Source organism: Phenylobacterium sp., from assembly GCF_036263695.1.
Lineage (GTDB): Bacteria > Pseudomonadota > Alphaproteobacteria > Caulobacterales > Caulobacteraceae > Phenylobacterium.
In genome coordinates this window covers 1-12070 of the sequence record NZ_DATAGM010000219.1, presented here as the reverse complement: position 1 = coordinate 12070, position 12070 = coordinate 1, and the positions used below count along the sequence as shown (strand labels likewise).

Genomic DNA, 12070 nt, shown 5'->3' with positions numbered 1-12070 from the left:
GGACCTGGGCGAATACATCCCCTACCGGCGGGTGAGCTTCGGCGCCGAGACCCTGGAGCTCTCCAGCCCCGGCGCCAGCCCACGCAGCTTCGCCGCGGTGATCTCGATCAAAGACTACCCGCCCCAGACCTCCCCTGGGATGCTCGACGACCTCCTGCGGCTCCCCTACGAGCTGGTGGTCAGCCAGAGCTTCGGCTTCGTCGACCGGCAGGCCAGCCTGGATCGGATGAACCTGGCCCTGCGGCGCATGCGGGCCGCCGACGACGAGGCGGTCAGCCTGCGGGCCGGCCTGCTGGCGGCCAAGGACGACGTGGCGGCCGGTCGCGCCGCCTTCGGCGAACACCACCTGACGGTGCTGCTGCGGGCCCCGACGCCAGCCGCGCTCAACGAAGCCGTCGCCGAGGTGCAGTCCGCGTTCACCGAGATGGGCGTCATCGCGGTGCGCGAGGACACCAATCTCGAGCCCGCCTTCTGGGCGCAGTTCCCCGGCAACTTCAAGGACATCGCCAGGCGCGCCCTGATCGGCACGGCCAACTTCGCCGGCTTCGCCTCCGGTCACAACTTCCCCACCGGCCAGGCTCACGCCAACCACTGGGGGCCGGCCGTGACCGTCCTGGAGACAACCTCGGCGGGGCCGTACCACTTCAACTTCCACAAGGGCGACCTCGGAAACTTCACCCTCATCGGGCCCTCCGGCTCGGGCAAGACCGTGGTGCTGAGCTTCCTGCTGGCCCAGGCCCGCAAGTTCGATCCGCGCATCGTCTTCTTCGACAAGGACCGTGGGGCCGAGATCTTCCTGCGAGCGATCAGCGGCCGCTATGACGCCATTCGCGCCGGACAGCCGACCGGCTTCAACCCGCTGCAACTAGAGGACACGCCGGCCAACCGGGCCTTCCTTGCGGACTGGACGGTTCGGCTGGTGACCCAGCCGGGCGAAACGCTCGGCCCGGAGGACCACGCGCGCGTCAAAGACGCGGTGGACGCCAACTTCGATCAGCAGCCGGCGTTTCGGCGCCTCCGCTACTTCGCCGAGCTGTTCCGCGGCGACCGACGGCCGAACGCCGCCGACCTGGCTGCAAGGCTGCGCCCCTGGTGGGGCGATGGCGAGCGGGCTTGGCTGTTCGACAACGCCGAGGACGCGCTGGACCTGGACGCCCGCACCGTAGGCTTCGACATGACCCAGCTGCTGGACCAGCCGGCGCTGCGCACCCCGGCGATGATGTACCTGTTCCATCGTGTCGAGCAGCGGCTGGACGGCCAGCCGACCCTGATCGTCATTGACGAGGGCTGGAAGGCGCTGGACGACGACGTGTTCGTCGCGCGCATCAAGGACTGGGAAAAGACCATCCGCAAACGCAACGGCGTGGTCGGGTTCGCCACGCAAAGCGCCCAGGACGCCCTCGAGAGCCGCATCGCCTCGGCGATCATCGAGCAGGCCGCCACGCAAATCTTCATGGCCAATCCGAAGGCGCAGGCGAGGGATTACTGCGACGGATTCGGGCTCACCCTGCACGAACTCGAACTCATCCGGGCCCTGCCGGACTCGGCCCGCTGCTTCCTGATCAAGCACGGCACGGACAGCGTCGTGGCGCGGCTGAATCTGTCGGGCGAGCCTGAGCTGCTGACCGTGCTGTCCGGCCGCGAAAGCACCGTCCGCATCCTCGACAGCCTGCGCGAGGACTTGGGCGAGGATCCCTCGGTCTGGCTGCCGCGCCTGCTGGAGCGCGCCTGATGGCCTACGCCTGCCCCCTTCCTGAGCCCGATGAGGGCATGGTCCGCGGCCTGCTGACGTCGGTCGACTGCAACGTGCAGGGCATGGCCGAGGCGGGCTACGCAGCCCTCGCCCAGCCGGGATCCCCCCTCGCGCTCGCGCTGACGCTGCTGCTGACCATCTACATCGCCCTTTTCGGGTTCCGCCTGCTGGTCGGCCGGGCCTCGCTGCGCATCGGCGATCTCACCATGACCGCCTTGAAGATCGGCGCGGTCCTGGCCCTGGCGACCAACTGGCCGACCTACCAGCAGTTGGTGTTCGACACGCTGTTCCGCGGGCCCGAGCAGCTCGCCGGCTCGATCCTGGGGACGATGCAGGGCCCGGCCGCGGTGCTGGGCGCCAATCCGTTCCAGGCCTTGCAGGTGGTCTACGACGAGATGCAGAGCTCGGCCGCCTTCCTCAGCGGGCGCACCCTGGGCGCGCCCTCGCCGCTGCAGGGCGGGCCGGCGTTCGCCGCCTTCGCCCTGAACACCTCGGCCTTCCTGATGCTGATGACCAGCCTGGGCGCGGTGCTGGCCGCCAAGATCGTGTTGGGAGTGCTGCTCGGCCTCGGCCCGCTGTTCATCGTCTTCCTGTTGTTCGACGCCACCCGCGGGATCTTCGAGGGCTGGCTCCGGGCCTGTCTGGCGTTCGCGCTTGCGCCGCTGATGGCCGTCCTGGGACTGGTGGTGCAGCTCACCTTGATCGCACCGCATGTGGTTCGATTGGCTGAGCTACGGGCACAGGGCCTGGTGGACCTGACAGCGCCCAACGCGATCTTCCTGCTCACCATGGTCTCGACGGGCGTCAGCATCGCCCTGGGGGTCGCCGTGGGGGTCATCGCTCTCAGCCTGCGTCTGCCGCGCAGCCGCGCCAATGAGGCAACGGTCGCCGAGCGGGCCGCAGCCGCGGCCCGGGTCGATGCGGGGCCGAGCCTTGCGTTCGGCGCGCCGCGCGACCGCGTCGAGCTCCAGCCACGGGCCGCCGCCATCGCCGCCGCCGCCGCGGCGATGGAGCGTCGCGAGAGCCGGGTGTTCGCCGCCGAGCCCGGAGGCGCCCCACGCCTGCTTAGGGTGGGAACCGGGAGCGCAGCCCCCGCGCCCCTGCAGATCTCCCACGCCCCTCTCGGCCACGCCTACCGCAGAACAGCAAGGCCGCCCACGGCCGCAAGTAACGTTCGGAGGGATCGATGAAACCGGAGAAGCCGCCGGCCGCCGACCGTCAGGCCTACTACGCCGACGCCGCCTCCTGGTCCCGTGACGTGCAGGGCTCTCTGCGCACCTCGCGCCGGGTGGCCTGGATCGTGGCCGGCGTCGCCGGGGCGATCGCCCTGCTCGAAGGCGCCGCGCTGGCGGCCCTGACGCCGTTGAAGTCGGTGGTGCCCTACGCCATCACCGTCGATCGCCAGACCGGCTACGTGGAAACGGCGAAGGCCCTCGAGCCGGGGACGCTGTCGCAGAACGCTGCCGTCACTCAGGCCTTCCTGGCCCAGTACGTCCTGTCCCGCGAAGGCTACGACACGACCGACTTGCAGGCCGCCTACGGACGCGTCGCACAATGGTCGGTCGGCGACGCCAAGACCCAGTACCTGGCGGCGATGGCGCCCTCGAATCCACAGAGCCCCGTGAAGCTGCTCGGCACGGACACCGTGCTCCACCCGACGGTGAAGAGCATCTCCATGCTGTCCCCGACCAGCGCCCTCGTCCGCTTCGACGTGGAGCGGCGCACCTATGGCGCCACGCTGGGCGAGCGCCACTCCTATGCCGCTGTGATCGGCTTCCGCTACACCGGCGAACCCATGCGGATGGAGGACCGGTTCCTCAACCCGCTCGGCTTCCAGGTCACCAGCTACCGCCGCGACTCCGAGACGATCGGCGCCACGGTCGCTTCCCAGGGGACCCGCTGATGAGGAGCCTGCTTCTTGTGCTGGCCCTGCTCAGCGCTCCTGTGGCCGCACACGGTGCGGACAGCCCGCAGCCCGGGCTCGTGGATCCGCGTATCCAGACCGTGGAGTACGATCCGGACCAGGTGATCGTGCTTCGCGGCCGGCTGGGCTATCAGCTGATGCTGGAGTTCGGTCCTGACGAGCGGCTGGAGAACGTCTCCATCGGCGACTCCCTCGCCTGGCAGGTCACCCCGAACCGTAAAGCCAGCCTGCTGTTCCTGAAGCCGCTCGAGCGCTCGGCGACCACGAATATGACGGTGGTGACCAACCTGCGGCGCTACGCCTTCGATCTGAGGGTCGCCTCGAGCGCCGTGAAACCCTCCAGCCTGCCCTACATCGTCCGCTTCAACTATCCGCAGGTCGCCGTGGCGCTGCCTGAGCCGCCGCCGCCCGACCCCGGGCCCCAGGTGGTCAACGCCGCCTACGCGGTCACCGGCTCCGGCGAAAACGCCCCCACTGAAGTCTTCGATGATGGGCGGATGACCTACTTCGCCTGGCCGGCGCAGGCGTCTGCGCCCGCCATCTTCGCCGTGGGCGCCGATGGGGCCGAAAGCCTCGTCAACTACGGGGTACGCGGCGGCTACACCGTCGTCGAACAGCTCGCGCCCCGCTTCATGCTGCGGAACGGCAAGCAGGTGACCACCGTGACCAACCGGGCCTTCGCACGATCGGCGGCCCTTCCGAGGACGGCGAAGAGATGACCCCGACCTTCGATCACGACCCCCGGTTCGTCGCCGCCAATCCCGACGCGCCCGCCGCCACAGAGGATACCGGACCGTTGGTCGGCGGCGAGCGCTCCGGTCTCAGTCCCTGGGCCACAGCCGCCATCTTCGCGGTCCTGGCTCTCGTCCTGTTCCTGTGGCTCAACGGGCGGCGGACGGAGGCTGCTGAAACCCCTCCCGCGGCCCGATCGCTGGGCGCGCCGCAGGCCGGTGCGGCTCCGTCCCTTGCCCTCCCGCCGCCCGGCGTTCGACCGGCGCAGCCCGGTGCGTTCAGCGACCTCCCGGCCACCGCCCTCACGGCGGAGCCCGCGGGTCCTTCCGCACCCGTCGCCGCGGCCCAGCCGTCCTACCCTGCGCCGGCGGCCCCCGCGGTCGATCCTGGCCAGCGCCGTCGGGCGCCCGCTCTGGTCGTCGATCTCGGCGGAGGCGGCGCGGAACGGATGATCTTGGCCCAGGCGACGACGACGCCGGCAGGTCCAGGCGCCGTGATCGCCGCCGCCGCCGGCCCAGCGGCCGGCGACGCAGCCGACGCAGGTCCCCAGCTGAATGACAGCGAGCAGTTCGCCCAGCGCGTCGGCGGCCAGGAGCCGGAACGCGCCCGGGCGACGCCGATGCGCAACCCCAGCGCACTGGTGCCGCAGGGGGCGATGATCCCCGGCGTCCTGGAGACGGCGATCAACTCCGACCTGCCCGGCTACACCCGCGCGATCGTCAGCCGCGACGTCCTCAGCTTCGACGGCTCGCAGGTGCTGATCCCTCGCGGCAGCCGCCTGATCGGCCAGTACAAGAGCGCCGTCTCGCTCGGCCAGTCGCGCGCCTTCATCATCTGGACGCGAGCCATCCGGCCTGACGGCGTCTCCATCCAGCTCGGATCTCCCGGGACCGACGCGCTCGGCCGCGGCGGCCTCGACGGCGACGTCGACCGGCACTTCTTCCGGCGGTTCGCGGGCTCTATCCTGCTCTCCGTGCTGAACGCCGGCGTGGCTGCGATCGGCTCGCAGCCCTCCACCCAGATCAGCATCGGCTCGCCCGGCGCAGCCTCAGGGCTGGCGAGTTCGGCGCTGCAGGGCGAGAACATCTCGCCGACCATCAAGGTGGCCCAGGGCGAGGCGATCCGCATCTTCGTCGCCCGCGACCTGGATTTCTCCGGCGTGGACGCCGTTCGTTGAGCGCCGACGCCGCACCGATCTACCTGCGGACCTACCTGGCGCCGCTGGCCCGGTTCCTCGAACGGGCCGAGGTTACCGACATCTTCATCAACGCACCTGGCGAGGTCTGGGTGGAGACGGTGCTGGGCGGCATCGAGCGCCATGCCGCGCCCGAGCTGGACGAGACCACCCTCTGGCGCCTCGCCCGGCAGATCGCCAGCCTCTCCCACCAGGGCGTCAGCCGGGAGCATCCGCTGCTGAGCGCCAGCCTGCCGGACGGCGAACGGGTGCAGGTGATCGCCCCGCCCGCCACCCGGCGCCACATCGCCCTGGCGGTGCGCAAGCACGTGGTGGCCGATCTGACCCTCGAAGACTACCTGCAGGCCGACGCCTTCGCCGGCGTGCGGACCGATGGGGGTTCGGAACAGGCCGCCGTCGACGACGCGCTCCGCCGCCTGCTCTCCGCCGGCGACGTGGCGGGATTCCTGCGAGGCGCCGTGCGCGCCCGCAAGAACATCGTCCTCTCGGGCGGCACCTCCACCGGCAAGACCACCTTCCTGAACGCGCTCCTCAAGGAGATCCCCCGTGACGAGCGGCTGATCGTCATCGAGGACGCGGCCGAGGTGCAGCTCGACCACCCCAATGCGCTGGGCCTGATCGCGGTGCGCGGCGAGACCGGCGAGTCCCAGGTCGACGCCGACGATCTGGTGCGGGCCTCGCTGCGGATGCGTCCCGATCGCATCATCCTCGGCGAGCTGCGCGGCCGCGAGGCGTCGAGCTTCCTGCGGGCGGTCAACACCGGTCACCCGGGCTCGATCACCACGCTGCACGCCGACAGCCCGCGCGGCGCGGTGGACCAGATCGCCCTCCTGGTGTTGCAGGGCGGCCTGAACCTGGGCCGGACCGAGATCGGCGACTATGTGCGCAGCGTCGTCGACGTCTTCGTGCAGCTCTCGCGCCGGGACGGCCGCCGGGTGGTGTCCGAAATCCTCTTTCGCCCGCCGGAGTAGCCCCTTGCGCACACATCCGGACCGCTGGATCGCCGGCCTCTGCCTGGGCTCTGCGCTGGCCGCAGGCCCCGCCTTCGCCCACGAGGGCGCGGGGCTCGCCGGCGGATTGGCGGCGGGCCTCGCCCACCCGCTCCACGGCCTGGATCACCTGCTGGCCATGGTGGCGGTGGGCCTGTGGGGCGCCTTTCTCGGCCGTCCGCTCGTCTTCGCTCTGCCGGTCATCTTCCCCCTGGTGATGGCGCTGGGCGGGGTGATGGGAATGGCGGCGGTCCCCGTCCCGCCGGTGGAGATCGGCATCGCCCTCTCGGTGCTTGTGCTGGGCGGCGCTATCGCCGCGGCCGTACGGGCGCCGGTCTGGGCCGCCGCGCTTCTGGTGGCGGTGTTCGCCATCTTCCACGGCTATGCGCACGGGCAAGAGCTTCCCTCCGCCGCCGACCCGGTCGGCTACAGCGCCGGCTTCGTGCTGGCCACCGGGCTGCTGCACCTGGCCGGCGTCGCTCTGGGCCTGATCGCCGCGCGTCCGGGAGGCGTGCTCGCCCTCCGTGGCGTCGGGGCCCTGATCGCGGCGGCCGGCGGCTATTTCATCTTCGAGGCGGCGGCATGACAGGCGCCTTGGTCGCCGCGGGCCTGCTTTGCGCCGCCCTGGGGTTCGCGCTGAGCTTCGCCCCGCGCAGAGCGTTGCCCGGCTGCTTGGCTCTCACCGCCGGAGCCGCCGGTCTGGCCGGCTTGCTGCCGGCGCAGGCCTGGTCGAGCGTGGCCTTCGCAGGCTGCTGGACAAGCGTTTTCCTCTGCGCCCTGGCGGTCCACGCGCCTAGGGGGCTGCACGCCAACGTCGCCCTCGCCCTGGCGCTGAACGCCGGCGCCTGGTCTGGAGCTGTCGTCGCCGCGGCAGGCGCGCCGTCCGACCTCCTGGTGGCGCTCCCCTGGACGCTGATCTGCCTCCCAGGCGCCTGGATCGTCTCCGCCCGACGCCAGATCGCGCTGAAAGTCATGGCCAGCTGGCTCGCGGCGGTGGCGGTGCTGGCTGTCGCATTGCCGGCGCTCATCCCCACGCCCGGCTACGTCGCCGACCACATGGAGTAGGGATGCACTGGCCTGCACGTCTCGCGCTTTTGACAGGGGGCGCGCTCGCCTCGGCGCTATTGGCGGGCGCTGCGAGCGCCCACGACTTCTGGCTTCAGCCGCGCAGCTTCTGGATCGCGCCGATGGGCGCCGCGCCGATCGCCTTGCAGGTGGGTCATGGCGCCGACCGCCAGCGCTGGACGGCCGATCCCCGTCGGATCATCGGCTTCTACAGCCTGGGCCCGAAGGGCCGCACCGACCACAGGTCCGCTCTGCACGCAGGCCGCATCGATCAGGATCATCGCGTGGTCCTTCGCGAGCCGGGCGTCCACGTCGTCGTGCTGCAGACCAACCATGCCAGGAGCGTCCTGCCAGGTCCGCGGTTCACCGAGTACCTCAAGGAAGAAGGGCTGACGCCGGCGCTGCAGGCCCGCACGCGCGCCGGGACCACCGACCGGCCCGGGCGCGAAATCTACAGCCGCCGGGCCAAGGCCCTGGTGCAGGTCGGCGCCGCGACGGCTCAGTCTCAGCCTCACCTCACTCGCCCTGCCGGGCTGACCCTCGAGATTGTTCCTGAATCCAATCCCTACGCACCGGGCGCCGGACCAGCGTTGCCGGTGCGGGTCTACTTCGAAGGCCGCCCCCTGGCCGGCGCGCTGGTGAAGCTGAACAATCTCGACTTCGACGCCAAGGTGGTGGAGCAGCATCGGACGGATGCGGCCGGCCGCGCGGTCTTTCAGGCGCCGCGCACGGGCGCGTGGCAGCTGAACGTCGTCTGGACCAAGCCGGCGTCGCGCGCCGCCGATGCCGAACTCGACACGACCTTCTCGAGCCTCACGCTGGGCTACCCGCGAGGCGCCGGGAATTGAAGGCGCGGCCCCCGTCCGCAACGCATCCGACCGCCGCTCGCGTCCGTAGAATTCCAAAGCTTAACCGTTTCGAGGAGCGACGTTCGATGCGCGGCGCGTTTCTGCTGCTCGGCCTGGCCGCATTCGCGCCGGCCATCGCTCACGCCGATCCGGACGGCGCGCACGCGACGGCCGGCGAGGTCGAGCCGGTCTACGTCTGGGGCAAGCGCCAAAACGGGGTCGGAACGGCGACCTCGGCCAGTGCAGGCGAAGTGGCGTTCGCCGCCTTTGCGGATCGCCCGCTCCTGCGTCCACCGGAAGTCCTGGAGGTGATTCCCGGTCTGGCGGCCACCCAGCATTCCGGCGCAGGCAAGGCCAACCAGTACTTCCTTCGCGGCTTCAACCTGGACCACGGGACAGACTTTTCGGTGAGCTTCGACGGCGCACCGATCAACCTGCGCAGCAACGCTCACGGACAGGGCTACCTGGACCTCAACTTCCTCACGCCGGAGCTGGTCGAGACGGTCAGCTACCGAAAGGGGCCCTACTTCGCGACGGTGGGCGACTTTTCCGCAGCCGGCTCGGCGGACCTTTCGACCTTCGACGCCCTGCCGCAGTCCTTCGCTTCCGCGACGTTTGGCGAACATGACTACGCGCGCCTGCTGGCGGCCGTGAATTTGGGCGCCGGCTACCTGGCCGCTGACGTCACCGGCAACGATGGTCCCTGGAACCGCCCGGAGGAACTACGCCGAGCGAGCCTCGTGCTACGCCAGCGCCTCGGCGACTGGCGGTTCACCGGCCTGGCCTACGCCAGCGACTGGAACGCCACTGACCAGATTCCCCAGCGGGCGCTGGATCAGGGCCTGCTGGACCGTTTCGGCGCCCTGGATCCGACCGACGGCGGGCGCTCGCGCCGCCTCCTCCTGGCCGCCCGTCGTGACGCCGCCGACGGACTAGGAGCATCGGTCTACGCCCAGTACTACCGGCTGAACCTGTGGTCGAACTTCACCTACTTCCTCAACGATCCGGACCACGGCGACCAGTTCGAACAGGCCGAGGAACGGTGGATCGCCGGCGGCGCGATGTCGAAGTCTTGGCTCGACGCAGGGCCGTGGTCCTACGCGGCCGGCGTCGAGGCCCGCTATGATCATATCCCCTCCATCGGCCTCTACCGCACCCGCGCTCGCGAGCGGCTGTCGACCGATCGCCAGGACGGCGTGGACCAGGGGTCGGCCGCCGCGTGGGGCGAGGCCGCCTGGCAGGACGGCCCGTTCCGCGCCACGTTCGGCGTTCGGCTGGACGGCATGGTCGTCGGCGTGGCGTCGGACGATCCCCGGAACAGCGGCCACGAGGCCGATCTCATTGTCAGCCCCAAGCTTGCGTTGTCCTGGCGCGCGGCGCCGGAGCTCGAATTCTACGCCAACGCCGGACGCGGCTTCCACTCCAACGACGCGCGCGGCGCCACCGCCCGCATCAGCCCGGACGGTTCGACCCCGCTCGAGCCCGTACGCCTGCTGGTCCCCGCCACGGGCGGGGAACTGGGCGTGCGCTGGGAGCGCACGGGCCTCTCCGCCAGCCTCGCGCTGTGGGCGCTGAAGCTGGACTCCGAGCTCGTCTACACGGGCGATGCGGGCGACACCGAGAGCACGGACGCCAGCGGCCGGATCGGCGTCGAGGGGCTCGTCAACTGGTCGCCCAGCCCTAGGCTGAACCTGGAGGCGAGCGCCGCCCTCACCCACGCCAGATATCTCGACGCCCCCGGAGCCGACCGCATTCCCAACGCCCTCGAATACGTTGTCACCGGCGGCGCGACCTGGCAGTTCACCGACAGACTGACGGGCGGGCTTACCGTCCGTCACCTCGGCCCCGCCCCGTTGGTGGAGGACGACAGCGCCCGCGCCCCCTCCTCCACCGTCGCCAACCTGCTGGTGCGTTATCGCGCCGGCGACTTCGAACTTACTGGCGAACTTCTCAACGCCTTCGACAGCTCGGACGCGGACATCAGCTACTTCTACGCCTCACGGCTTCAGGACGAGTCGCTGGAGGGGGTCGAGGACGTCCACCTCCACCCGATCGAGCCGCGCACGATCCGGCTCGGCGTCCGCAGGTACTTCTGATGTCCTGCCGGTGGGGCGGCGAGCGCGGCCCATTGACTGCCTCCACCACCCTCCCTGCGGCCGCCCGTTGCAGCGGGAGCGCTGAGGACGGACCGTTTCGACCGAACCCCCGAAGCGGTGGTCATCACCGGCCAGGTCGGCGCGGTGATGGGTCGCGAGACCGTCCGGCCAACACCGGGGGCAGAGAACGAGGAGCGGGCATTCAGATCAGGGCTGATTGCAGACCTCTGGCGTCGTCGCAGCGTCGCAGAAAATGAGCAGCATTGGGCCGTTCGGGCGGAAAGTGGACCCCGGAGTCTGCGTTCGCCCGCGAGGCTGTCAAAGGGAAGTGCGTTCCCAGGGAGGCGGGTCGGCGAGCCGCGAGATGATGAACTCGACGAACGCGCGTACCTTCGGCGCGCGATGGCGGCTGCCAGGGAAGATGACGTGCAGGTCGTACGACGCAGGCTGGTACCTTGGCATGATCCGTTGCACGCGGCCGGTGCGAAGCTCATCCCCGATCACGAATGTTGGTGTGAGCGCGATACCCGCTCCTGCGAGGAGTGGAGCGCGCAGCGCCAAGCCCGAGTTCGCCTGCATGAATGGGCGCAGCTCAACGCTATGGCGCGTCTCGCCTTCGAACAGCTCCCAAGTGTTGCGCTGGGCTGCGAGATTATAAACCAGCAGACGGTGAGCCGAGAGTTCAGCTGGGCTCTGCGGCTCGCCTGAGTGAGCGAGGTATGACGGGGCGGCCACGAGCGCCCGTTCGACGCGGCACACGCGCCTCGAGATAAGGCTGGAATCCTCGAGCTGGCGCCGCGCCCTCAGCCCGACGTCGAAGCCTTCCTGGACTAGGTCGACGAAGCGGTCGTCCAGCGACAGGTCCAACTGCACAAGCGGATACAGCGCGGCGAACTCCGACAGCAGGGGGGCCACGTGCAGGAGGCCTAACGTCATTGGCGCGCTGACCCGGAGCCGCCCCCTGGGCTCAATCTGGGAGGCGCCAGCTTCAAGTTCCGCCGCTTCAATGTCGTCCAGGATACGGCAGCACCGGCGGAAGTAGTCCTCCCCTGCCTCAGTCAGCCTGATCCGGCGGGTGGTTCTGGTCATCAGAGCGACGCCCAGCTCCTCCTCCAGCTCGCGCACGTGCTTGCTTACGGCGGCATTCGAAAGCTCGAGGTCCGCCGCTGCGGCGGAGAAGCCACCCCTCTCGACGACGCGCCGAAAAGTATGCATCGCAACCAGCTTGTTCACGGCGCCCACTATTCACGTTTCGTGCAAGATCATCTCACGAAGCTCTGCTTTTTCGCAACATTCCCGCTGAGCATCTTCCTCGTCGTCGCGCAGCCCTGCGCCACCAACGAAGGAAGCTCCCGTGTACGACGCCCTGTTCACCCCGTTACGCGCCGGCGCGCTGCGCCTGCCCAACCGTATCCTCATGGCTCCCATGACGCGCAGTCGCGCTGACGACGCCGGGATCGTCGGCCCC

11 protein-coding genes are annotated in these 12070 nt (G+C 70.1%); 10 read left to right on the top strand and 1 reads right to left on the bottom strand.

The genetic code is table 11. The annotated features are described in order from the left end of the window. The 10 genes from VHK87_RS08940 to VHK87_RS08895 form a co-directional block, all read left to right on the top strand. Positions 1 to 1732: VirB4 family type IV secretion/conjugal transfer ATPase (locus tag VHK87_RS08940; protein ID WP_329634552.1), on the top strand; the 1732-nt coding region annotated here is incomplete at its 5' end. Continuing rightward, positions 1732 to 2943 (top strand): type IV secretion system protein, encoded by a 1212-nt coding sequence (locus VHK87_RS08935; protein WP_329634551.1) that lies wholly within the window; start codon positions 1732 to 1734, stop codon positions 2941 to 2943. The genes VHK87_RS08940 and VHK87_RS08935, both read left to right, overlap by 1 nt. Further along, positions 2940 to 3656, top strand: coding sequence for a virB8 family protein (locus VHK87_RS08930; protein WP_329634550.1), 717 nt, complete (start codon positions 2940 to 2942; stop codon positions 3654 to 3656). The genes VHK87_RS08935 and VHK87_RS08930 overlap by 4 nt, the downstream gene beginning before the upstream one ends. Continuing rightward, positions 3656 to 4396, top strand: coding sequence for a TrbG/VirB9 family P-type conjugative transfer protein (locus VHK87_RS08925; protein ID WP_329634549.1), 741 nt, complete (start codon positions 3656 to 3658; stop codon positions 4394 to 4396). Before VHK87_RS08930 ends, VHK87_RS08925 begins: the two co-directional genes overlap by 1 nt. Then, on the top strand, positions 4393 to 5586 hold the full coding sequence (locus VHK87_RS08920; RefSeq protein WP_329634548.1) for a TrbI/VirB10 family protein: 1194 nt from the start codon (positions 4393 to 4395) through the stop codon (positions 5584 to 5586). The genes VHK87_RS08925 and VHK87_RS08920 overlap by 4 nt, the downstream gene beginning before the upstream one ends. Then, on the top strand, positions 5583 to 6575 hold the full coding sequence (gene virB11, locus VHK87_RS08915; protein WP_329634547.1) for a P-type DNA transfer ATPase VirB11: 993 nt from the start codon (positions 5583 to 5585) through the stop codon (positions 6573 to 6575). Before VHK87_RS08920 ends, virB11 begins: the two co-directional genes overlap by 4 nt. A 4-nt stretch (positions 6576 to 6579) precedes the next feature. After that, positions 6580 to 7179: a HupE/UreJ family protein gene (locus VHK87_RS08910; protein ID WP_329634546.1), complete on the top strand. Its 600-nt coding sequence runs from the start codon at positions 6580 to 6582 to the stop codon at positions 7177 to 7179. Continuing rightward, positions 7176 to 7658 (top strand): hypothetical protein, encoded by a 483-nt coding sequence (locus tag VHK87_RS08905; protein ID WP_329634545.1) that lies wholly within the window; start codon positions 7176 to 7178, stop codon positions 7656 to 7658. Before VHK87_RS08910 ends, VHK87_RS08905 begins: the two co-directional genes overlap by 4 nt. Before the next feature lie 2 nt (positions 7659 to 7660). After that, a complete protein-coding gene (locus tag VHK87_RS08900; protein WP_329634544.1) occupies positions 7661 to 8506 on the top strand; it encodes a DUF4198 domain-containing protein in 846 nt (281 codons plus the stop codon). A gap of 86 nt (positions 8507 to 8592) precedes the next feature. After that, positions 8593 to 10602: a TonB-dependent receptor gene (locus VHK87_RS08895; protein ID WP_329634543.1), complete on the top strand. Its 2010-nt coding sequence runs from the start codon at positions 8593 to 8595 to the stop codon at positions 10600 to 10602. Positions 10603 to 10920: 318 nt separating this feature from the next. On the opposite strand, the gene VHK87_RS08890 is transcribed toward VHK87_RS08895, so the two are convergent. Further along, entirely contained in the window at positions 10921 to 11835 is a 915-nt protein-coding gene (locus tag VHK87_RS08890) for a LysR family transcriptional regulator (protein ID WP_329634542.1), read from the bottom strand. Positions 11836 to 12070: the final 235 nt, after the last annotated feature.